This window comes from Bacteroidales bacterium (genome assembly GCA_029210725.1).
Lineage (GTDB): Bacteria > Bacteroidota > Bacteroidia > Bacteroidales.
The window spans coordinates 55,701-79,223 of the sequence record JARGFM010000014.1; the positions used below are offsets into that span (position 1 = coordinate 55,701).

General features: G+C 48.8%; 21 protein-coding genes. 9 read left to right on the forward strand and 12 right to left on the reverse strand.

All coding sequences use genetic code 11. From position 1 onward, the window contains the following. The first annotated feature begins 38 nt into the window (after positions 1 to 38). Positions 39 to 659, forward strand: coding sequence for a glycerol-3-phosphate 1-O-acyltransferase PlsY (gene plsY, locus P1P86_09510; protein ID MDF1575414.1), 621 nt, complete (start codon positions 39 to 41; stop codon positions 657 to 659). A 3-nt stretch (positions 660 to 662) separates the two neighbouring features. Here plsY and cdaA read toward each other — a convergent pair whose 3' ends face one another. Further along, a complete protein-coding gene (cdaA, locus tag P1P86_09515; protein ID MDF1575415.1) occupies positions 663 to 1,460 on the reverse strand; it encodes a diadenylate cyclase CdaA in 798 nt (265 codons plus the stop codon). A 2-nt stretch (positions 1,461 to 1,462) separates the two neighbouring features. Next, on the reverse strand, positions 1,463 to 2,329 hold the full coding sequence (folP, locus tag P1P86_09520) for a dihydropteroate synthase (protein ID MDF1575416.1): 867 nt from the start codon (positions 2,327 to 2,329) through the stop codon (positions 1,463 to 1,465). A gap of 81 nt (positions 2,330 to 2,410) precedes the next feature. On the opposite strand from folP, the gene tmk reads away from it, so the two are divergent. The 5 genes from tmk (at position 2,411) to P1P86_09545 (ending at position 10,586) form a co-directional block, all read left to right on the forward strand. Continuing rightward, positions 2,411 to 3,088 carry a dTMP kinase gene (tmk, locus tag P1P86_09525; protein ID MDF1575417.1) on the forward strand — a complete coding sequence of 226 codons (678 nt, stop codon included), beginning with the start codon at positions 2,411 to 2,413 and terminating at the stop codon, positions 3,086 to 3,088. After that, on the forward strand, positions 3,088 to 4,440 hold the full coding sequence (locus P1P86_09530; GenBank protein MDF1575418.1) for a DoxX family protein: 1,353 nt from the start codon (positions 3,088 to 3,090) through the stop codon (positions 4,438 to 4,440). The genes tmk and P1P86_09530 overlap by 1 nt, the downstream gene beginning before the upstream one ends. Positions 4,441 to 4,510: 70 nt before the next feature. After that, positions 4,511 to 5,260: a triose-phosphate isomerase gene (tpiA, locus tag P1P86_09535; GenBank protein MDF1575419.1), complete on the forward strand. Its 750-nt coding sequence runs from the start codon at positions 4,511 to 4,513 to the stop codon at positions 5,258 to 5,260. Positions 5,261 to 5,274: 14 nt separating this feature from the next. Next, positions 5,275 to 6,129, forward strand: a complete 855-nt coding sequence (gene prmA / locus P1P86_09540) for a 50S ribosomal protein L11 methyltransferase (GenBank protein MDF1575420.1) — start codon at positions 5,275 to 5,277, stop codon at positions 6,127 to 6,129. After that, positions 6,111 to 10,586, forward strand: coding sequence for a hypothetical protein (locus tag P1P86_09545; GenBank protein ID MDF1575421.1), 4,476 nt, complete (start codon positions 6,111 to 6,113; stop codon positions 10,584 to 10,586). Before prmA ends, P1P86_09545 begins: the two co-directional genes overlap by 19 nt. 3 nt (positions 10,587 to 10,589) lie before the next feature. Here the strand turns inward: P1P86_09545 and P1P86_09550 are convergent, their stop codons facing one another. Next, on the reverse strand, positions 10,590 to 11,102 hold the full coding sequence (locus P1P86_09550; protein ID MDF1575422.1) for a metallophosphoesterase family protein: 513 nt from the start codon (positions 11,100 to 11,102) through the stop codon (positions 10,590 to 10,592). A gap of 51 nt (positions 11,103 to 11,153) precedes the next feature. Between P1P86_09550 and P1P86_09555 the strand changes: the two genes are divergently transcribed. Next, entirely contained in the window at positions 11,154 to 11,852 is a 699-nt protein-coding gene (locus tag P1P86_09555) for a 16S rRNA (uracil(1498)-N(3))-methyltransferase (protein ID MDF1575423.1), read from the forward strand. A 24-nt stretch (positions 11,853 to 11,876) separates the two neighbouring features. Here P1P86_09555 and P1P86_09560 read toward each other — a convergent pair whose 3' ends face one another. Together P1P86_09560 and P1P86_09565 are read right to left on the reverse strand one after the other, a co-directional pair. Continuing rightward, positions 11,877 to 12,056 carry a hypothetical protein gene (locus P1P86_09560; GenBank protein ID MDF1575424.1) on the reverse strand — a complete coding sequence of 60 codons (180 nt, stop codon included), beginning with the start codon at positions 12,054 to 12,056 and terminating at the stop codon, positions 11,877 to 11,879. Between the two features lie 74 nt (positions 12,057 to 12,130). Further along, positions 12,131 to 12,721, reverse strand: a complete 591-nt coding sequence (locus P1P86_09565; GenBank protein MDF1575425.1) for a sigma-70 family RNA polymerase sigma factor — start codon at positions 12,719 to 12,721, stop codon at positions 12,131 to 12,133. 136 nt (positions 12,722 to 12,857) lie between these two features. Between P1P86_09565 and uvrA the strand changes: the two genes are divergently transcribed. Further along, entirely contained in the window at positions 12,858 to 15,638 is a 2,781-nt protein-coding gene (uvrA, locus tag P1P86_09570) for an excinuclease ABC subunit UvrA (GenBank protein MDF1575426.1), read from the forward strand. On the opposite strand, the gene P1P86_09575 is transcribed toward uvrA, so the two are convergent. The 7 genes from P1P86_09575 to nth all read right to left on the reverse strand — a co-directional run bounded on the left by P1P86_09575 (position 15,635) and on the right by nth (position 22,457). Further along, positions 15,635 to 16,894 (reverse strand): hypothetical protein, encoded by a 1,260-nt coding sequence (locus P1P86_09575; protein MDF1575427.1) that lies wholly within the window; start codon positions 16,892 to 16,894, stop codon positions 15,635 to 15,637. The two genes, uvrA and P1P86_09575, sit on opposite strands and share 4 nt — an antisense overlap. 14 nt (positions 16,895 to 16,908) lie before the next feature. Next, positions 16,909 to 17,700, reverse strand: coding sequence for a hypothetical protein (locus P1P86_09580; protein ID MDF1575428.1), 792 nt, complete (start codon positions 17,698 to 17,700; stop codon positions 16,909 to 16,911). A gap of 6 nt (positions 17,701 to 17,706) precedes the next feature. After that, on the reverse strand, positions 17,707 to 19,377 hold the full coding sequence (locus tag P1P86_09585; GenBank protein MDF1575429.1) for a VC_2705 family sodium/solute symporter: 1,671 nt from the start codon (positions 19,375 to 19,377) through the stop codon (positions 17,707 to 17,709). A 33-nt stretch (positions 19,378 to 19,410) separates the two neighbouring features. Continuing rightward, positions 19,411 to 20,130, reverse strand: coding sequence for a DUF4212 domain-containing protein (locus P1P86_09590; GenBank protein MDF1575430.1), 720 nt, complete (start codon positions 20,128 to 20,130; stop codon positions 19,411 to 19,413). 174 nt (positions 20,131 to 20,304) lie between these two features. Next, entirely contained in the window at positions 20,305 to 20,751 is a 447-nt protein-coding gene (locus tag P1P86_09595; protein MDF1575431.1) for a hypothetical protein, read from the reverse strand. Between the two features lie 11 nt (positions 20,752 to 20,762). Then, the gene (locus tag P1P86_09600) at positions 20,763 to 21,689 is read right to left on the reverse strand and encodes a hypothetical protein (GenBank protein MDF1575432.1); all 927 of its coding nucleotides are present in this window, start codon (positions 21,687 to 21,689) and stop codon (positions 20,763 to 20,765) included. A gap of 123 nt (positions 21,690 to 21,812) precedes the next feature. Then, positions 21,813 to 22,457 (reverse strand): endonuclease III, encoded by a 645-nt coding sequence (gene nth, locus P1P86_09605; GenBank protein MDF1575433.1) that lies wholly within the window; start codon positions 22,455 to 22,457, stop codon positions 21,813 to 21,815. Between the two features lie 224 nt (positions 22,458 to 22,681). On the opposite strand from nth, the gene P1P86_09610 reads away from it, so the two are divergent. After that, on the forward strand, positions 22,682 to 23,518 hold the full coding sequence (locus P1P86_09610) for a prephenate dehydratase (protein ID MDF1575434.1): 837 nt from the start codon (positions 22,682 to 22,684) through the stop codon (positions 23,516 to 23,518). The last annotated feature ends 5 nt before the right edge of the window (positions 23,519 to 23,523 follow it).

Sequence of the window (23,523 nt, forward strand, 5' to 3'; positions counted from 1 at the left end):
ACAAGAGAGCTCATTGAACTTATCATCTGTGCTATAATATGTTTCTGTTGATTTTTATGATTGGACTGGCTTACCTGCTGGGATCCATACCAAGCTCGGTCTGGTTGGGCAGAGCCATGAAGGGAATAGACCTGCGGGAACATGGAAGCGGAAATGCCGGAGCCACCAATGCCTTTCGCGTACTTGGAAAAGCTCCGGGAATCCTGGTGCTGCTCCTGGATATGGCCAAAGGATACCTGGCCGTCGCCCTGGCTCTTTTACAACACGAGGTTTTCCCCGGTACGGAGCTATGGATGATCCTGAGAATAGGTCTGGGCCTGGCAGCGGTGATTGGTCATATCTTTCCCGTTTTTGCCGGATTCAGGGGGGGAAAGGGGGTAGCCACCATTACCGGAGTCGCTCTGGCCTTGCATCCCTATGCCGCTCTGGCAGCCATGGGGATCTATTTGCTGGTCTTCCTCATTAGCAGGATATCGGCACTGGGCTCACTGATTGCCGTGCTTACCTATCCGGTCTGGGTCATCTGGGTTTTCAGATCGGAGTACCTGAGCATGCAGATTTTCTCTCTGGTGGTGCTGGTACTGGTTATGATCACACACCGGACAAATATTATGCGCCTGCTCCGGCGTGAGGAGAAGTCACTTATCGGCAGAAACTAGGCTTTATGCAAAATCCTTTTCCAGTTTCTGTCTCAGAACCCTGGAAGGGATATTTTTCTGAAGGATTCCGTTTTCTGCCATGGAAATCTGTCCGGTTTCCTCCGATACGATAATTACCAGACAGTCGCTTACCTCGGAAATACCCAGTCCGGCCCGGTGCCGTAAGCCATACTCGGGTGGGAGATCCATTTTATCAGTGACCGGGAGAATCACCCTGGCGGCCTTCACTTTATCGTTTTCCACAATGACAGCGCCATCATGCAAGGGACTGTTCTTGTTGAAAATGCTTACGAAAAGTCTGCTGGATGTCTCGGCGTTGAGTACATCTCCGGTTTCGGCATACATATCCAGATTAGATTTTTTCTTAATCACGATCAATGCTCCTGTCTTCTCCAGCGAAAATTGCATCACTGCTTTCATAATGGACCGTATCTTGACCTGGGCCTTGGTTTCGAAACGGAGGTTCAGAATCTTTTCCACACTGATGCGATTCCCATCCACATAACGGGATCCGATAAAAATCAGGAACCTTCGGATTTCCTGCTGAAAAACAATGATCAGTGCAATGACACCGACTCCCAGGACTGAACCCAGGATGGTGCTGAGCAGCTCCATCTGCATGGCACGCACGGCCCACCAGAAAATATAGATGGCTGCAATGGCCAGGGTGATGCTGTAGGCCACTGTTCCCCTGATCATCAGATAAAGCTGGTAGAAGAGGACAGCGACCAGGAAGATATCAAAGATATCCAGAAGGCGGATATGTATAAAAGCGGTGAGCATCATAGGTTCTGAGCCCAAATTTAGTAAATCTGCCGGAAGATCTTTACTGTTTCTTTTGCTGCCGACACATCGTGGACCCTGAGAAAATGGGCTCCCTTCATCAGGAGTGCCATATGAGCGGCCGTAGTACCGTTGAGGGCATGATCCGGATCGGATTCCAACATTTTGTAAATCATTGATTTGCGAGATACACCGGCCATTAATGGCAGTTCGAGCATTTGAAATGAGTCAAACTGTTTCAATAGCTCAAAGTTCTGTTCCAGGGTTTTTCCAAATCCAAAACCCGGGTCAATAAGGATATCATTTAATCCGAGTTTTCTCAGTTTATAAACCCTTTCAGCAAAGAATTGCAGGAGTTCATCCACCATATTTTCATAGGCAGGCTCTTCCTGCATGGTCAGAGGTGTTCCCTGCATATGCATCATGACATAAGGAATTCCCAGCTGAGCCATGGTAGGAAACATATCCGGATCCATATTTCCGGCCGAGATGTCATTGATCATCTGTACGCCGAATCTCTCTTGAACCAGACGGGCGACCCCGGATCTCCAGGTATCTATCGACAGGGGAAAATCCGGAAAGTGCTGCCTTAAAGCTTCCAGGACGGGCGACAATCTTGCCACTTCCTCATATTCCTGTATTTCTTCTGCGCCAGGCCTGGATGAGACGGCACCCACATCCAGGATATCGGCTCCCTGGCCGATCATTTCTCTGGCTCTCTCAACTGCCAGTTCCGGGTTGGCTACCCTGCTGTCCTGGTAAAAGGAGTCCGGAGTAACATTGATGATTCCCATCACACGCGGAGTGGAAAGGTCCATGATGCTTCCCCCCAGATTCAGCGAAAGGTTCTTTGAGAATAGTGGAGTGGGTGTGGAGAAGTTCTTCATCGATTCTCTGTAGGTTGCTCCTATATTTTTGTATGTTTGGAAACTGGTTTAAAATTACACTAAAAAATCCACAATTGATTCATGCGTTTCCTGGTGATTGAAGGCTTGGATGGTTCGGGTAAATCCACACAGCTAAAACTGTTGAGGGAATACCTGGAAAAGAAAACAGTTCCATACCGTTATCTTCATTTTCCAAGACTGGAAGAGGGTGTATACGGGGATCTGGTGGCCAGGTTCCTGCGTGGTGAGATGGGGGCCAATGACCAGGTTGACCCCTACCTTGTGGCGCTGATATTCGCCGGTGACAGGGCGGATGCTTCTGAAAAGATCAGGCAGTGGATGGATGAAGGGAACCTGGTGATCGTGGACCGTTATGTCTATTCCAATATTGCATTTCAGTGTGCCAAACTGGCCAGCAGGAAAGAGCAGAACAGGTTAAGGGATTGGATCCTGGACTTCGAATTTGGATATAATCAACTGCCGAAACCCGATCTGAACCTCTATCTGAATGTTCCTTTCGAGTTTACCAGGAAACAACTGAATTTAGCAAGAAACGGAGAGGACCGGGCCTATTTGAAGGGAGAGCGGGATATTCATGAAGAGAATCTCGGTTTTCAGGAGCAGGTCAGGCAGATATATCTCTCACTCCGTGAACATGTGGATGATCTGATGATCCTGGACTGTATGGATCCTGATGGAAACATGCTCCCGCCGGGTGATATTTCAAGTCTATTAATTCAACAAATAGAATTACTGTGATGAAATACCTTCGTTTGCTGAGCCGCGTCGTGGTCGGGGTGGTGTTCATTTTCAGTGGCTTTGTTAAAGCGCTGGATCCACTGGGCTCGGCCTATAAGTTTGCCGATTACTTTATGGCTTTTAAACTGGGATTTCTGGATTTTCTGACACTTCCCCTGGGAATCTTTCTCTCCGCTTTTGAACTGGTGCTTGGGATCACCTTGCTTCTGGGATATCGCAGGAAGACCATGTACCAGGTATTGATGTGGTTTATGTCCTTTTTTACCCTGCTTACCCTGATTCTTGCCATCTTTAATCCGGTCTCGGACTGCGGTTGCTTCGGCGATGCCCTGATCCTGACCAACTGGCAGACATTTTTTAAGAATGTGGTGCTTATGGTATTTGTGCTGTTCCTCTATGTTTCCAGGAAGGCAGATGCTGGCGGAGGTCCTGCAGTCGGAGAATGGATCGTTGTGGGAAGCTTCTTTGTCATGGCGTCCGCCTTCTCTGTCTGGAACTACCGGCATTTGCCCCTGATCGATTTCAGACCCTACGATGCTGGCACCGTCATCGGTGAAGAGATGAAGATTCCCGAGGGTGTGGCTGTGGATGAATATTCAACCACTTTAATCTACAGGAACAGGGCGACCGGGAAAGAGGATTCGTTCACCATGGAGAATTATCCGAAAGATACGGCTCAATGGGAATTCGTGACCAGCGAATCGAAGCTGGTGAAAAGGGGATATGAACCCCCGATCCATGATTTTGCGATTTTGGATGATTACGGGAACGATCTGGTGGATGCGATTCTCGCCGACCGGGAATACAGCATGATCATGCTAAGTTATGATCTGAGTGCTGCGGATGAGCAGGCCCTGTTCCGGGCAGGGGAATGGTTCCAGCTTCAGTCCTTTGCCGGCGACTTCTCTTTTTACGCCGTCACTGCATCCACCACCTCAGAGGTGGAGAGGATCTCTGCAGAGCTGGGACTGGGCTATCCCTTTCTGGCAGGGGATGATATTATGCTGAAGACCATTGTACGTTCCAATCCAGGTTTTATGCTGGTGAAAAATGGCACCATCCTGGCAAAATGGGGCTACAGGGATCTCCCTCTCCTGGAGCAGCTTTATCCGCAGTGGACCGAGTTGCTTGGAAACGCTTCGGCTCCTCAGGATGAAGAGACTCAGATGATGATGGAATCAGGGCTGCTGGACGGCTTCTCTTTTGATCTGGTCGAATTCGAACAGTTCACTCCGGAGTTGCTCTGGAAAGACGGGGCTGACAGGCGTGAAAGGGGAGTAAGTCTGGCCTTTGTCCTGGCCCTGCTCCTGCTGATGTTTATCTCGGGCCAATTCTACCCGGTGAAGTTATAAACAAGCGGAGCTCCTGAGCTTATTGAATATTTACTATTTTTAAATAAGAATCATTAACGACAAAATTGAAATGAGAAAGAAAATTGTTGCAGGAAACTGGAAAATGAATACCCTTCTGAAAGAGGGGATGGAACTGGCAAAAGCTGTTGAAAGACTGGAAAAAGAGAAGAGCAGTGATGCACTGCTGATAATAGCTCCTCCATATACCCATCTGAGCCGGGTGAATGATTTGATCGCTAATGTAAAGCTGTGTGCCCAGAACTGTGCGTCCGAGGAGTCCGGCGCCTATACCGGGGAGGTTTCTCCCGATATGCTTATTTCATCTGGGGTCGAATATGTCATTCTGGGACATTCTGAGAGACGGAGTTATTTCGGGGAGAAAAATGATCTTCTTAATAAGAAGATAAAACTGGCCATTTCAAAGGGTCTGAAAGCTATTTATTGTTGTGGAGAGGTCCTGGAGGAGCGTGAAAGCGGTACGCTTTTTGATGTGATCAGGGAGCAGGTCACGGTAGGGCTGTCTGGTTTGAACAAAGAAGAAATGAAGCAGGTGGTTTTGGCCTATGAGCCTGTCTGGGCCATTGGTACGGGGGTTGTAGCCACTCCCAAGCAGGCGCAGGAGATGCATAAATACATCAGGGATCTTCTGGTGGAGTTGTTCGACAGAGAGGTAGCTGAGAATATGACCATCCTGTACGGGGGAAGCTGTAATCCCACCAATGCAGCAGAACTTTTTGCCAATCCCGATGTGGATGGAGGCTTAATCGGGGGAGCTTCACTGAAGGCGGAAGACTTCCTGGCTATTGTTAACTCTTATTAAGTTTAAAAGCCTCTATGGCATTCCTTGAATTTGTTATACCGGCCAGATCGTGGAGCAAGGGTGATAAGGAGATTCTGTTCGCCAAGATGGGGCAGATCGGGTTCGAGGGATTCATAGAGGGTGATGACGATATCCAGGCTTACATTGAGGAGAAGCAATACAGGGAAGATCGCTTCAATCGGTTGTTGGATGAGCTGGCAGCCTTAAAGATAAAGGTCCAGTACCGTTTTCACCTTACGGAGGATCAGAACTGGAACCAGGAATGGGAGAAGAAATTCGACCCGGTGCTCATTGGTGAAAGGATACTGATCCGGGCCCCGTTTCATGATTCATCCAAGGACCGGTCCTGTACCATCATTATCGAACCAAAGATGTCCTTTGGGACCGGTCATCACTATACCACCAGGTTGATGATCAGGGAGATGGGAAACCATCAGCTGGAGGGAAAGCGGATTCTGGACATGGGGTGCGGAACTGGAGTGCTTGGGATCTATGCCTGCAAGATGGGCGCCGGGCGGGTACTGGGAGTGGACAATGATCAGTGGGCTTATGAAAATGCTCTGGAAAATGTAAGCAGGAACGGAACTTCAGCCATGGAAGTACGCCTGGGAGATGCCGGGACTCTTAAGGAGGAGATATTTGATCTGATTCTTGCAAATATCACGCGGAATACCCTGGTGCGTGACCTGAGGATCTATACCCGGCACCTGATCGCCGGGGGAGTGATGCTTCTGAGCGGTATTCTGGCGGAGGATGTGCAATATGTTCTCAATGAGGCATACAGGTGCAGGCTGGAACACCGTAATACCAGTGAGGAATCCAACTGGATATCCCTCACATTTACCAAGCCATGGAACACGGAAGGCTAACTATGAAAAAAACGGCCACCATCATCATTGTACTTCTTCTTCTTGGAAAACTGATTAATGCACAGTCCATCCGGGAGTTTTCCAGAGATACGGGGCTCTTTGTTTCAGAGTTGCTTACTTTCACCGGGGCTCACCTGGAGTCGGAGGAAATTATTGATTTTAAGAGATTTCTGAATGTTTTTGATTCTCTTTCCTATGAGCAGCAACTGGAGATTATCGATGTGTCCAACCTGCTGCTTAAGCGCAAGTGCAGACCGCGACCTCACTTCATCAACTACCAGAGGATCATGATGGAGTTTTTTACGGAAGGCAAGACTTCCCACGGATATGATTTGTGGCTGGAAGGAACTTCCCGGCTGCTGCGGAGCCCCGATGTATCGATCAGGGAGATTGATCAGTGGCTCTCCCTCTCTTTCTCCCTGCTGGACGAGAATATTGTGTTTGACTCGAATACCATTACCTGGAGGGTGGCCACACCATCATTTCAGTTTTATCTGGATGAGAAGATAAGGGTCCGTTTTGAGGACGTAACCCTGGCCTGTTATTCCGGCAGGGATTTTATTCAAATACGGGACGCCACCGGTTATATAGATCCCTTTGAACTTCACTGGTATGGGACGCATGGCATGGTAAGCTGGGAAAGGGTGGGTATGCCAGATAATGAAATGAATGCTGTTTTGGGTGACTTTCAGATAAATCTGAGAACGCCCGGCTATACGGCCGATTCTGCAAAACTGTATTACCCGGCACTGTTTGAAGGAATTGCTCTGGGAAAACTGGAAGACAAGGTGACACTTATCAAGGATCTTACATCCATTGTTTACCCGAAGTTCACTTCCTATAAAAGTTCCTACAGGATCGATGATTTTGTCCCGGGGATTAACTACCGGGGAGGCTTGAGTATTGAGGGCTCCAACCTGGTCGGATCATCGGTGGGAAAAGAGCCGGCAATGCTTGAAATATATGCCAGCGATACCCTGCGTCTGAGGTTCACCTCAGACAGGGTCTCCATGAATGGCAGGTTTATCAGGGCGCCACACTCTTCAGTCTCTATTTTTTTTGGAGAAGACTCGATCTTTCATCCTGACCTGGAACTCACTTTTGATGTTGCCAGGGACCAGTTGCGGCTGAATAAGTCGGAAGACTTCAAGTCACTGGGCCCCTATTCCAACTCGTATCATAAGCTGGATATGAATTTTGATGAGCTCAGCTGGAACAGGGGAGAATCCTTGATAAAGTTTCAGGCCCTGCAGGGAACTTCCGTTGGACGTGCCACCTTCGAGTCAAATACCTTCTTCGACTACGGATTCTATACAGGTTTGCAGGCCATGGATCTTGAACATCCGCTGGCTCAGCTTTATACCTATTCCAGGATGCTTGGAGGGGAGACTTTTGCACTGCCGAATTATGCGGGTTATATCGGATATCCTGAATACCAGGTTCGTCACCTGCTCATGAGTCTCACGAAAGACGGATTTGTCTACTACGATGACCAATCGAACCTTATTACCGTCCGCCAGAAGACCTTCGACTATATCTCGGCCTCCATGAAGCAAAGAGATTATGATGTGATCCGCTTCCTTTCAAGAACCGAAGGGACTTCCAATGCTCAGCTGGATCTCTTTACAAGGGATCTGACCATCTCGGGTGTCCCGGTCATTTTCCTGAGTGATTCACAGAATGTGAGATTGATTCCAACAGAGAACCGGATTGTTATGAAGCGAAACAGGTCTTTCCAGTTCGATGGCCTTGTGGATGCCGGACTGTTTCAGATTTCCGGAAAGAACTTTTTTTTCGACTACGAGAATTTCAAGATAGACATGCAGCGGATCGACTCACTCAAGATCTCGATCTACACGGATGAAGTGAACCAGTATGGCGAACCTATCCTGGCACGGATCGAGAACGCCATGGAGGAAATGACCGGGCAATTGCTGATCGATGATCCCAGGAATAAATCAGGTCTGGCGAATTATCCGCAATATCCCACCTTTACAAGTCTGGAGGGCTCCTATATCTATTTCGATGATATGAGTATTCAGAACGGGGTTTACCACAGGGAGGATTTCTATTTCCGGATGGAACCCTTCACCATCGATAGCCTGGATAATTTCAGTCCCGAAGCCATTGCTCCCAAGGGGACCTTTATCTCTGCCGGCATACTTCCTCCTATCGATCTGGAAATGACACTCAGGGACGATAACTCCCTGGGCTTTTATATGCAGACTCCGGAAGAGGGCATTGAGATTTACGGTGGGGTAGCGAAGCTCTACAGCGACCTTGAGATGAGCAGCGGGGGATTGCGCGGATATGGGACCATGGATTATTTAAGCTCTACCACCGAGTCGGATTTGTTTATGATGCACCCCGACTCCATGATGGCACGTTCCAGGCATTTTCTGCTTCGGGAACATCAAGAGGCCACAGAATATCCCTATGTGGAGAACCGTGAAGCTGATCTGAAATTGTTTCCGGAGGAGAACCTGCTTGAAATATCCAGAGTGGAAGAGGTGTTTAAAGTATTCAAAGACAGCGTTTTTCATGGTGGGGATCTGGCACTCAGCCCATCCGGTCTGACCGGAAACGGGGTGATCGGGTTTCCGGATGCGCGTTTAGAATCGGATTTATTCCGTTACAGTTCCAGAACAATCCGGGCCGACTCCTGTGGTGTGAAGCTGACGGCCGGTTCCTTTGATGAGTTTCCGTTCCTGACGAATGATGTACAGGTATTTGTGGACCTGGATCAGCGGAAGGGAGAGTTCATGGCCAATGGAGATGCCACCTTAATAGAATTGCCATACAACCTGTATCAAACCCGCCTGGATAAGATGACCTGGTATATGGATGAGGATCAGGTTGCCATGTCGCAGGAAAAACTCTTGCCTGAGAACCACGTGGATATCGGCATTGATTCTCTGATCACCGACGGACCCACCTATACCTCCACACATCCCCTTCAGGACAGTCTGAATTTCGTCTCCCCCCAGGCAGTCTATAATTACCGGTCGAGGCTGTTGCATGCATCCGGAGTTCCGTTCATCGAGGTGGGGGATGCCTATGTATTTCCTCACGAAAAAGAACTGGATGTCGGATACAGGGCCACCATGAGCCAGCTTGAGAATGCCAGGATTCTGGCCAGCAAGAACATGAGGCAGTACCAGATCTATAATGCATCCGTTGCAGTGAACGGAGCGAAGGACTATAAGGCTTCAGGATACTATGATTATCTGGATGCCTTCGGGAACGCTTATCAGGTTTATTTTGATAAGATCTGGGTCGATACCTCCATCCTTACCCTGGCGACCGGGACTGTGGCTGAGGATGCCCCATTTATGTTAAGTCCTTATTTTGACTTTCAGGGAGAGGTTCAACTTTCTGTAGATACCTTGTTTCTCTCCTTTGATGGGGGAGTCAGGCTGGTTCATGAATGTGATCTGGGCAAGTCCTGGTTGCGTTTCAACGCAGCCATTGATCCTGCAAATATCCGCATTCCTGTACCTGCACAGATGCAGAACACCGATCTGAATAAGATATTTTCAGGCACCATGATAACCAGGGATTCCACCCATATATACTCTACTTTCCTTTCAGGGAGGAAAGATTACTTTGATGCCAGTATTAGCTCGGCTTATGGGGAGCTGATCTATGATCCGGACCGGGAGGACTATGTAATTTCCACTCCAGAGAAACTGGCGGACCAGAGCTGGCCCGGCCAATACCTGAGACTGGAAACGGAGAGTTGCCAGGTTTACGGGGAAGGTCCTGTAAATCTGAATCTGGAATTTGGACAGGTGAAGATGGTTTCGACGGGGAACACCACGCACAGGATCAGCGAAGGAGAATTCGGGGCGCGCCTGGTCCTGGGTATGGACTTCCCCTTCTCCACGGAGGCTCTGCGGGTGATGGGAGCAGAAATCGACAGCCTGCCCCAGCTTGATCCGGTGGATCTGACGGATCCGTTTTACCAGCTGGCCATGAAAGACCTGCTTGGCAGGGATCTGGCAAGCGAACTGGAGAAGCAGATGGGGCTCTATGGTGCCTATGAAGAGATTCCGCCCCGGTGGAAGCATACGATTTTCTTCAGCGATCTGCCTCTTACATGGAACCAGGACTCCCACTCCTTCCGCTACAAGGGAATGGTGGGAATAGGAAATATTGGAGATATCCAGGTGAATAAAAAGCTTGAGGCTTATGTGGAACTTGTGGAGAGAGGCTCAGGTGACCTCTTCGATATCTACCTGAGAGCCGACGATAATACCTGGTATTATATTGCCTATTCTCCGGGCGGTCTCCAGGTACTCTCCTCCAACCGCAGTTTTAATCAAATCGTTTTTGATCTCAAAGCCGGGGACAGAAGGGTCAAAGGAAAGGTCGGGCAGGCTCCGTATGTATACAGTCTGGCCGCGAGGAGAAGACTGGATTTGTTTATCGACCGTTTCCTGAGCTTTGAGGAATAGGGCTCAGGCGACAGTTTCTCCCGACCGGCTGCCCAGTTCTATAACATCCAGATTCCCCACGCGTCCCTTTTCTATTTCAAAACGGACCAGGGTCCGTACCTGGTGAAGGCCGTTTCGTCCTGCCGCACCGGGATTGATATGCAGGAAGCCGTTTTTCCTGTCGGGCATGACCTTGAGGATATGGGAATGTCCTGTGATAAAGAGTCCGGGTGGCCGGATAAATATTTCTGGTTTTACGCGGGTATCATAGTTCCCGGGATACCCTCCGATGTGTGTCATCCAGATATCCAGTCCCTCACGAATCTGACGCTGGTGACCCGGAACTCTGGAACGGATGGCACTGCCGTCAATATTCCCGTATACGGCAAGCACAGGAGCAATACGACGGAGCCGGCTTACAACCTCAAAATCACCGATATCCCCGGCATGCCAGATTTCATCACACATAGAAAAATACTCTGCAATCTTTGGATCGTAGAAGCCATGAGTATCTGAAAGAACACCTATTCTGAACACGGGTGATGGGTTTGGCCGCTTAAATTACTACTTTAGTTTTAAAATTCAGGAATGCACCTCTTTTATAATCCACATATCCGCGGAGACATTTTCGAACTGGAGGAACAGGAGTCAAAACATGCCATTCGGGTACTCCGGCTAAGCCGGGGCGACGGGGTAATCCTGGTAGATGGAAAGGGAGGCTGGTATGAGGCAGTGATTGTTGAGGATCATCCCAAACATTGCAAGTTAGAGATACGTTCACATAACCCGGACTTCCGGCCGCTGCCTTATTCCCTTCATCTGGCAGTGGCACCCACCAAGAACCTGGACCGTTTTGAGTGGTTCCTTGAAAAAGCCACCGAGATTGGCATTAGTCAGATTACTCCTTTGATTTGTCAGAGAAGCGAAAGAAGAGCATTAAAACCGGAACGTCTTGAGAAAATCCTGGTTTCGGCCATGAAGCAGTCACTGAGGGCATATAAGCCTGTATTGAATGAAGCTGTAAGCCTGGAGAAGTTTCTGAAAACAGATCGCCGGGGAATCCTGGGGATTGCCCACTGCTACCCCCTTGAGCGACGAAGCATCCATGAACTGTTGCCTTCGGAAGCCTGTACTTTTTTAATCGGACCCGAGGGAGATTTCACCGAAGAGGAGGTAAGTCAGGCGCTTCAGGCCGCTTATCTGCCCTTTCACCTGGGAGAGTCCAGGTTGCGCACTGAAACGGCAGCCCTCTTGATCACCGCCGCCGTTTCCCTCCGTCACATATAAAAAAAGGGCCCGTAAGGGCCCTCTTCAGATTTTCTCTAAAATGGATTTCACCAGATCTTCCCCGGGGTCGAAATTCAGGGGTCTCAGCAGGTTCTCCAGGTACTGGTCTTCAAGACCGGGATCCAGCAAGACCGGGATTGTGGACGATGCATTCTGCTCATCAAATCCATCCACCCGGTGAAACAGGGTAGATATTTTTACCATAGGCATTTTTTATTGGGTTTTCTCTATAAAAACGCCTAAGATTCAGGAATATTGTAAGCAGGTCTGAAAGTTTCTCAATAAACGGTCAGCGAGAGCTTCTTTTCGTCGATAAGCTTGCGGAGATTGATCAGGGCATACCTCATTCTTCCCAGGGCCGTATTGATGCTCACATCGGTCTGATCGGCAATCTCCTTGAAACTGAGTCCGCCATAGTGACGCAGAAGAACCACCTCTCTCTGGTCGTCCGGCAGTTCATTGATAAGTGCTCTGATCTCTGATTTGATCTGGCTGTGAATAATCAGCTCCTCGATGTTGTCGTCGGAGAGTTTTTTACTGTTGAAAAGGTCCACCTCTGAATCATCATTGGAAATGGCATTCATCTGCTTCTCTTTCCTGAAATGATCAATAATCAGATTATGGGCAATACGTATGACCCAGGAGAGGAATTTTCCGTTATCCTTATACTTGCCGGCTCTGAGCGACTGAATTACCTTGATGAAGGTTTCCTGGAAAAGATCTTCGGCCAGCGGATGATTCTTAATGGTAAGCAGGATATAGGTATAAACCTTGCTTCGGTGCCTGTTGATTAAGATTTCAATTGCTGAATGATCACCTTTAATATAAGCCTGAACCAGTTGCTGGTCGCTTGTTATACTTTCTTTCAAAACGCTTGTTTCTATTGGTTTAGCGTAAAGGTGTATCGATAGGCAGACTGTTTTTAATGAATGATTAACGATGCAAGTAAGTAAAAATAATTCTTTCTGCAAAATATAGTATTTTTGCGCCATAATCATAGCAGCCATAGAAGAGCAGGAAATACATATACGGGGGGCCAGGGTACATAACCTGAAAAACGTGGAAATCAGGATCCCCAGGGACCAACTGGTAGTTATTACCGGTCTGTCGGGTTCTGGCAAAAGCTCCCTGGCTTTCGATACCTTATATGCGGAGGGCCAGAGAAGGTATGTGGAGAGCCTCTCCGCCTATGCCAGGCAATTCCTGGGACGCATCGATAAGCCTGATGTCGATTTTATCCACGGGATTCCTCCTGCAGTGGCGCTTGAGCAACGGGTCAATTCCCGGAATCCCCGCTCCACCGTGGGTACTTCCACAGAGATTTATGATTATATAAAATTGTTGTATGCCCGGATTGGCAAAACCTATTCTCCCGTTTCCGGCAGGATCGTTAAGAGGCATTCGGTCAGCGATGTGGTCGATTACATCCTGAAACAGGAGGAGGGAAAGCGTCTCGTGATGCTTTCAACAGTCTGCCTGAATCAGGAAAAGGAGCTGGATTACCAGCTCGATATCTTTATTCAGCAAGGGATGACCCGGGCCAGGGTGGAAGAGAAGATTGTTGAACTGGAATCGCTGAAGGGTAAAAAGACCAATCATGCTTTTTTCCTGCTTCACCTGGTGGTTGACAGGATCGTGGTTCAGAAAGATGAGGAGTCGGTGAGCCGTTTTGGAGATTCGGCACAGACAGCTCTTCAGCTTGGTCATGGACACTGCATTCTCTGGGACCCTGAAACAAAGCGTAGCGAAGAGTTCTCCACCAGGTTTGAGGCCGACGGAATGGAATTTGAGGAACCCTCGGAACACCTTTTCAGCTTTAACAACCCCGTTGGAGCCTGTCCGGCTTGTGAAGGCTACGGAAAGGTGATGGGGATCGATAAAGAACTTGTAATCCCCGACAGGAAGCTGTCTGTATATGAGGATGCGGTGGTATGCTGGAGAGGTGAGAAGATGAAGAAGTGGAAGGAAAAGCTGATTTTGAAAGCTGAGCAGCTGGATTTCCCCATTCATACTCCTTATTACCAGCTCACTGAGGATCAGCGTAAAGTGCTCTGGGATGGAAATCGTTCCTTTAAAGGCATCCATCGTTTCTTTGAACACCTGGAGGAGAAGAAGTACAAGATCCAGTACCGGGTGATGCTCTCCCGCTACCGGGGCAAGACGGTCTGTCCGGAGTGCCGGGGAAGCAGACTGCGTAAAGAGGCAATGTATGTGAAGCTGGCTGGGAAAACGATCAGCGACCTGGTTCTTATGCCCATTTCGCAGCTTCAGCAGTTTTTTAATCACCCTAAACTGAGCAGGAAGGAGCTTGAAGTATCTGAAAGACTGCTGACGGAGATCAGCAGCAGGCTCACTTTTATGAACAATGTGGGGCTGGGTTACCTGACCCTGAACCGCCTCTCATCGACCTTATCCGGGGGCGAAAGCCAGCGGATCAACCTGGCTACTTCGCTGGGAAGCAGCCTGGTGGGATCGCTCTATATTCTGGATGAACCCAGCATCGGACTTCATTCGCGCGATACCCGGCAACTGATCGGAGTCCTGCGGGAGTTGCAGCAACTGGGAAACAGTGTGGTCATTGTGGAGCATGATGAAGAGATTATCCGTTCGGCCGACCATATTATTGATATGGGACCCCTTGCCGGCAGGAACGGGGGTAAGGTGGTGTTTCAGGGCAACCACCAGGATTTACTGAAAGAAAAGAAGAGCCTTACTGCCAGGTATTTGAACGGTTTGGATAAGATAGCCATACCCCCTCAGAGGCGGAAATGGAATAACTACCTCGAAATCAAAGGAGCCAGGGAAAATAATTTGAAAGCGATCGATGTGAAGTTCCCCCTGAATATCTTTACCGTGATCACCGGAGTAAGCGGCTCGGGGAAGTCGAGCCTGGTAAGCCGCATTCTCTATCCTGCCCTGAACAAGCATTTTAATGGCTCCGGGGAAAAAGCGGGAAAACACGACCTTCTTACCGGCGATCTGCACCTGCTGGACCGGGTGGAGTTTGTCAACCAGAATCCCATTGGAAAATCCTCCCGTTCCAATCCGGTCACCTATCTGAAGGCTTTTGACGAAATCAGAAAACTTTTTGCAGTCCAACAGGCTTCAAAAATACATGGATATAATGCTTCGCATTTCTCCTTCAATATTGACGGAGGAAGGTGTGAAGAGTGCCAGGGCGAGGGAGAGATCAAGGTGGAGATGCAGTTTATGGCAGATGTTCGTCTGGTATGCGAGAGTTGCCAGGGCAGGCGCTTCAAGGAGGAGATCCTCCAGGTGAAGTACAGGGAAAAAAGTATTTATGACCTTCTGGAGATGACCATTAATGAAGCCATCGAATTTTTCAATCAGGCTTCAGGATCCACCGAGAAGAGAATCATTAAAAAGCTTAATCCACTGCAGCAGGTTGGACTGGGCTATGTGAAGCTTGGTCAGTCGTCCAGTACCCTTAGCGGTGGCGAGAGTCAGCGCATCAAACTGGCTTACTTCCTGAGCAAGGAGTCCAGCGAAGAGAAGATCCTGTTCATTTTTGATGAGCCTACCACCGGACTTCATATGCACGATATATCCCTCCTGCTTCGTTCTCTGGAGTCACTGCTCAAAAAGGGGCATACGGTCCTGGTTATAGAGCATAATCTGGAAGTAATCAAATATGCCGACTGGATCATCGACCTGGGACCCGAAGGGGGTGACCGGGGCGGATCGGTCGTATATGAAGGAGTTCCGGAGAACATCCCCGAAAAAGCTTCCCATACCGGAGCCTACCTGAAGTCTAAACTGAACTAGAAGAAATAGTAGATGGCAGCCAGGATTCTCAGATTATCGGCACGGCTTGTTTCTGCGGGGATATAAAATTCATCATAGTTTTCTCCATAGGCTGCAGAGGTATATTCCACCTCCATGGCTAATCTGACCTTCCCGGCATTATAGATAACACGGGGAGCGATCCTGTAAAGGCTTCGGATATTTGTGGCCCTGCCATAAACGGCCGTCGGGAACAGGATGCTCTCTTTGCTTCCGTTATTGCTGGTGAGTCCGCCGAAAATACCCACCTGAGGGTTCCCGTTACTATGTAACTCTCCCCAGAATGTCATGCTTCTAAGGGGGGAGTAGGAGCGCTCCCCGGTGGTAATATCATTAATTCCGGTGATGGCAAAACCACTGATGGCCAGCACGTCTGAGATATTCTCCCCATAGCGGACCTGCAATTTGGCAGTAAGTGGGCCGGTCACCACTTTTGTAAAGGCCATGGCGGTAAGACCTCCGACCTTCTCGTCGACCCGGTAGCTCACCCCGCTCAGCGATGTACTGGACAGGCGTGGCACAATGGTCTTATAGGCGGCGCCCGCACCAGCCAGGAAGCTCACTTTTGATTCATGGCCGGCAGCGAAATGAACCTGCAGGTGCATATCTGGTACCGCACTGTTTCTGAGATACTCGGAGCTTGCCCCGTTTTCCCCCAGGGAAGTAAAGTCGCGCTGGGAAAGAGCGGCAGCTAGGAAACTTAGTCCGCCTGTCTGATAGGTGACCCTGAGCTGGGGATTCCGGGCAAAGGACTGGAGCGGGGTTCCCGTATTGAAGGAGACGGTCCCCGGGAAACAGCTGTTTACGAAGAGCGGGTTCCAGAACTGGCCCGCCAAAACTTCCAGATGCTCCCAGTTGAGTTTGATAAGAGCGTGACGAAGCCTGAGAAGGTTTATATTGTCGTTGGCCTGGGCAAAGAAATCCCCTTCAATCAGGCCGGAGGTTTTCGCCCCGAAAGCGTCGGGCCCGGTGATTTTTCCGCTCAGCCGGGACTGGATGGCCAGAAAGTTGAAATTGGCTTTCCCGTTGATATCATTTCCCGCTTCATCCCGATCCAGGGGGGAGGGCCACAGCAGGAAGTGTCCCTCCCTGGCTGCGACGGTCTGTCTGGAATCCCAGAAGAAATCGTTTTTTACAAATCCGGATAATTTGATGCCAAATGCAGCTTCTTCCTTTTCCTGGGCGTTCACGGCCAGGGTGGTGAGAAGAGCCATCGCGATAAGGGTATATCGTTTCATGCTGTCAGGTTTAGTTATTTGCTTGATATCTCTTTTTTCGGAGGGAACATTTTTTGAATCAGGTTTCGTTTTTTCACAGGCCTGCCAAGCAGTTTATTCAGGTTGTTTTCGGCATCCAGGTTCCGGTCCCACAAATCGATGGCTTGTTCATATTGTGTCACAGCTTCGGTATAGTCTTTCCGGATACGGTTTACCAGACCCAGGTTGGTGTAACAAACTGAAAGTCTTCTCTGGTTCTCAAGCAGGGCATTGCTGATCTCTTTCACCCTGTTATCGAGGTATTTATCCGCCTGGCCCGTATGTCTTTGCTCCATTCCCTGCATGAATTCTTCCCCGATCATCTGCCTGATTTCTTCTTCCTCTTTTCCTTCGAAACGTTCGTTCCATCCCCGGTAGATGTCCATGGCTGTCCGGATGTTGGTTTCTGCCATGGACACCAGGGAGTCGGGCGGCAGGTCCGTGAAGGGATTTACCGCATCCGGTATACTGTCCCGGTAGAGGGCAATGGTCAGCAGGGCAGCGGCTCTGTTGTTATGCAGGACTCCCAGTTCAAATGATCCGGCATAATGCGGGGTTTCCCGGTAGATGGCGGCGATGGAGTCCAGCAGAACGAAAATACGGAAGTAGTCGCCCGACCGGGCATCGCTGTCATATTGTTCGTAAAGCTCTCTGGCATGAAGGATCCTCGGATCCACATTGCGGTTCAGGTTCCCATAGTAGGCCCGGGCCACAAGGATCCCAGCCACCACAATGACGGCCATGATCCCAACGAGCCTGCCAGTGGAGCGTTGAGCAGCAGCGTTCATCTTTTGTTAACTATGAACCTGTTCGATAAGGAACTTCCTGATCTCAATGGGTGTTTCTTTGGTCATTCGTGATACAATGATATGTACGATGATGGCCAGCGGAGCACCGAACCAGGCAAAATACCAGGCTTCGAGCCAGTAAGAAATGAATTCGTGAGCTGGAAGAGTTACTCCCGATTTTCCTGCAATAAAATAGGTAATGGCTATGATGGACACGGTCCCGCCGGTAATCAGACCGGCAATGGCACCCGACCTGTTGGATCCGCTCCACCAGATTCCCAGCAGGAAAAGAGGGAATATGGTACAGCCGGCCAGTGAGAATGCTACGGCTACGAGCTGACCGATCAGTGCAAAATTCTTCAGAGCAATCAGGGTGACGATAATGGCCATCAGTATGGTCCCAAGCCGAGCGTAAAGCAGCTGTTTCCCGGGACTTGCCTGAGGATTGATCACTTTTACATAGAGGTCGTGGGCAAAGGCTGAAGAACCCGCCACCAGCAGCCCCGATACCGTAGAGAAGGCGGCAGATACACCTCCGGCAGCCAGAAGTCCCACAATCAGCGGATGAACATTACCGAGCTGGGCCGTGTAGACCACAATGGCATCTTTGGCCAGCGTTCCCACTTCAGGGTGTGCGGAAAGGATCTTGCCAAAGGCGGCGTAAGCCGGTGCACTCCAGTAGAGAATGCAGATAAAGAAAAGTCCCCAGACCACCGACCATCTGGCATCCTTTGCCTTGGGTACCACGTAAAACCTCTGGATTACATGGGGAAGGCCGGCTGTCCCGATCATCAGGGAAAAGGCAATGGCGATCCACTGGAAAAAGGTTTTACCGGTGGCCGGATCCCAGGGCATGGCAAATTCAGGCACAGGAACCACGGCATAATCATGGCCCAGGGAGTTAATCAGTGCCTTGGTCTCGTTGACGGGCAGGCCTGTGATGGCATCGGAGACCACCGATCCGTACCCAATCTGAGGCAGCAGCCAGAAATAGTCAAACTTGGCGGTCAGAATAAAGAGAGGGATCAGGAAAGAAATAATAATGATGACATACTGGATCTGCATATTCTTGGTGACTCCCAGCATCCCGGATATCAGGGTATAGGTCAGCACTACAGTACCACCAATGATCACAGCCAGAGGATACTGGATTCCCAGGATCCACTTGAACATCAGACCGATTCCGCCAAACTGCCCCACACAGTATGAGATGGATATCAGGATGGCAATAATGGCACCAACGGCCCGAAGGCTTTTTGAATAGTAGCGGTCACCAATAAAATCGGCTGCGGTATATTTTCCGTATTTCCGTATCTGACCGGCCATCATGATCAGCAATAATACATAGCCGCCGGTCCAACCCACCACATAGGAGAGGCCATGGTATCCTGAACCGTACATCAGAGCAGCCATTCCCAGAAACGAAGCGGCACTCATCCAGTTGGAGGCAATGGCCATCCCCGAACCAACTTTGGAAATGCCTCGTCCGGCCGCATAAAAATCGGTGGTGTCCTTGGCACGGAAGATAATTCCCACCAAAACGAACAGGATCAGTATGGTTATTAAAATAATGGCAGGTCCAACCTTAAATCCGCCTTCCAGCTGTGTGGCAGCTGTAGCTGCCTGAAGCAGGGCAGGAAAGGAGAGCAAAACAAGGGGTAATATAATTTTTTTCATGTTTGGAATCTTTTTTAAATGAATACCGGTTGATCAGTCTTCTACACCGTACCTTTTGTTATACATATCTGTTCTTACACAGTAGAGCCAGCATAAGCCCACAAAAAGTATCAACAGAAATACTGCGGTATAGAAGTAATGGAAGGGAAAACCCAGAAATTTTGTATCTGTGAGGGCCGACCTGTTGTGTATCAGGTAGAGTCCCATGGTTTCCACCATCCGTTCCCTGCCGGTATCTTCAAAAGATTCCATCAGTGCGGATTTTACTTCGAGAGGTGCGATCCTGGAACGCACATCCAGTTCATTGAGAGCAAAGAGTTCTGCCAGAACAGGGATGAGTTCATCTTTCATGGCCACGTAGGCTTCATCCGATATATCGGTAATGGATCCGGCATAAGATTCAAAATCTGATAAAGTCATCTTCAGATCCTCTTTCTGATCTGATATCTGGAAGGCAAAATGACTCAAAGCTTGATTCAGGAGCAGTTTATCACCGGGATCCAGGGCTATTTTTCCCAGTACAGAAAGCACCGCCTGTCCGGCTTCCTGGTAATCTGACACAGTAGCTGTTCCGGCTTCAATGGCCTGCCAGCTTGATTCAAACTGGGTATAGGAAGGTTCCGGAACTGGTTTTTCCAGGATTTTCAAAAGGATCTGGAAACCAAAGATGGCCACAGCCCATATTAAAACGAGCTGTACCACCATGTTTCTGTTATGTCTGGCACTTTCAGTGCTGGGCTTGAAGAAACTCATGTGATAATCATTCTCTGAGGGATTCATAGGAAAGTTGGGGTGTTAGTTAGAAAGTTGTTGGCTTGGTAAAATGGATTGCTGGTTTATGCAGTGACAATATAAAAAAAAAGGTTGACCGTTTCCGCGGTCAACCCTCATTCAGGTAATTTTTTTTAAAGCATTTGTGGCGCAATGTCAGTCATCTTTGGATCCGAACATGATGGCCACACAACCCTCCTCCGGTTCATCCACATTTCCTTCAGGAACAGGCACTTTGACCATGATCTTCAGTTGCTGACTCGATTCCAGGTTAAAATCCCATTTCCAGTCATAGTCATTCAGGCTGTTGTCATAAAGAACTTTGCCGTTTCTTGTATCGAGTACCTTGAATTCAACAAGCTCCAGGTTATTCGCACCACACACGCCGATCCTGTATTCCCTGTCCGAATAGAAGGTCTTGTAAAGCTCCGCTTCTTCACCTTCGATCAACAGGGCAGCATGGTAATTTCCGTCATGCTGATAAGGTTCGAGGCTGGCCTTGCAGGTATTTTTGGCGAACTGTTTGCACTGTGCATTCATTGCTACTGGCAAAAAGATCATGCAAGCAAGCAGGGATATAAAGAGTATGCCTTTCTTCGTCATGATATATGGTGTTAAGATATATAGCTACTTCTTAGTTCAATAACTTTTTCCTTCAACTCAGTAAAAACCCGTTGAGTGACCTTATAAGATGATTCTGACTTGATCGTGGTTATGTTGGTTTCAGGATCTTCAACGGTGGTGATCTCACCCTGGTTCATGGTGATTTTATCGAAGATGCTCTTAAGTGCTTTCACATCTTCCAGGACCTCCTGAGCATCTTTATCTTCCGGTGAAGATTCCAGCAGGTTGACCATGATATCCAGCGATAGTTTCTGATCTACGATACGTTCAACCAGTTTATTACCATCCAAGTCATTTTCATTTACCAGGCTGGTGGCAATGTAAAGCCCTTCCACCCATCCTCCGACCAGGATCACCGATGCAGTTCCTTCCAGATCATTCTCTTCAAGAAAGGAGCTGGAGTTCATCAGTGTCTCGGAGATGATATCGATGATGGCATCCCGGTTATTGATTTGCTCCTCCAGCCGTGTCACTGTCTCTTCGTCGATGGCATCGAGGATATTTAGCCCGTCTGCCATCTCCTTGGCCGCCCCGATATAGTCCAGAGTTGCCTGGCTCTGGTCGAAGAGGCTGGCATAGCTTAAGTCTGTAGAGTAAATCCCCAGGTTCAGCGCTTTGCTTTTGGAGGTGATGTACCTGGAGGTATTGGAAGTCGGATTCATTAACTCCTCATTGTACTCCGCCCCGGCATTTTTTATTAACATGGCAGTCTCCAGAGGGGAAGGAAGTGAATAGAAGATCCTCTTTGCTGTATTCAACTGTTTCTGAGTTTCTGCATCAAGCGTACCAGTGGCTTCAAATTCCCCGGAGCCATCACCTTCACTTTTTGGTCCCCGCTTACATCCGCTCAGAAAAAGTCCGAGGGCGACCAGGAAAAGAAGGAAGAATCTACCCGATGATAATAGGTTACGGTTCATAGCTTAGTGGTTTTATTTGCAGGGTTGTTTTTCTTTGTTAGAAGCATGCTTATTAAGTAAAAATAATACTTTTTTGATATATAACCGGAGCTTTTGCCATAGTAAATGTACGTAAAAGTTAGGTCAGGGTTTCTTCTTCTTATTAACATAGCGGCAAATCTGGCGAATGCCACATGTATCACAGGCCGGATTGCGTGCGGTACAGACATAACGGCCATGAAGGATCAGCCAGTGGTGAGCCAGCGGAATCTTATCTTCGGGAATGTACCTGACAAGTTGCATCTCGGCTTCATAGGGGTTCCTGGCCCTGCGGGTGAGTCCGATTCGCGCCGCTACCCGGAAGACATGCGTATCCACAGCCATGGCCGGTTTCCGGAAAACCACAGAGAGTATCACATTGGCCGTTTTGCGTCCCACACCGGGCAATTCCTGCAGTTCTTCCAGGGTATCGGGGACCATTCCCCGGAACTTCTGATCCAGCACGCGGGCCATTCCCAGCAGGTGCCTGGCTTTGTTGTTGGGGTAGGAACAAGTCTTTATTAACTCCAGTACCTGCTCCTGCCTGGCAGCCGCCAGGGATGCCGCATCGGGAAAGATTCTGAAGAAGGAGGGGGTAATCAGATTGACCCGCTTATCGGTACACTGGGCAGAGAGGATGACCGCCACCAGGAGTTCATAGGGATCCGAATATTCCAGTTCGGTTTCTGCCACCGGCATCTCCCTGAAAAAATAGTCGATCACTTTTTCAAATCTCTCCGCTGTTTTCACAAGGACAATATTAATAAAACTTTAGTTTTGCTCCTTACTCCTTACAGTTTGGAAGGTAGTTTGCTAATTTGCTAATAATTGTTTAAGTTTGCATCCGATTGTAAGCTACATGGCATTCAGAAGTACCGTATATTATTTTTACTTTTTTACCTGCAGATAGCTGGTCGGGACTCTTTTATGCTTGCGATACCCGGCTGTTGAGTCGGGTTTTTTGTTTTAGACCAATGAAGAAAATAGCGATACAGGGCGGTTATGGGGCATTCCACGAGATTGCTGCGCATCATTATTTTGAAAATGAGGAGATAGATATTCTTCCCAGAAATACTTTCAGGGATATGGTGAGCACTTTGAAAGATCAGCAATGTGATTTTGGAATCATGGCCATAGAAAATTCACTGGCAGGCAGTATTATCCCCAACTACAACCTGATTATCAACACCAGCATGCATATTACCGGGGAGATCTACCTGAGAATAAAACAGAACCTCGTGGCCCTTCCGGGTGTGAATATTTCGGAGATCAGGGAGGTCTATTCCCATCCCATGGCCATATTGCAGTGCCAGGACTTTTTTGATAAGCACCCCCACATCCGCCTGATCGAAAGTATGGATACGGCCCTGAGTGCGAAGGAGGTTGCCGATACGGGAGCCAGGGACCTGGGAGCTATATCCAGCAGGCTGGCAGCTGAAAAATATGGATTGGAGATCATTGCCGGGAGCATCGAGACCAATAAAATGAACTATACCCGCTTCCTGATCCTTTCAGAGAACGGAACGCGTACGCCGCCGGGGGAGGTAAATAAGGCCTCCGTTTTCTTTACCGTTGCGCATAAATTCGGATCCCTTTCAAAGATCCTATCCATCCTGTCCTATTATGAGATCAACCTGGCCAAAATACAGTCCATGCCCATAGTTGGAAAGGATTGGGAATACATGTTCTTTGTGGATGTGGAGATAAATGATTACGATATGTATAAAAGATCCCTGGAGGCCATCGGACCCTTTACCCCGTCCATTGGAATCCTGGGTGAATATAGAAAAGGAAAAACAGTCATTGAATAAGCAGG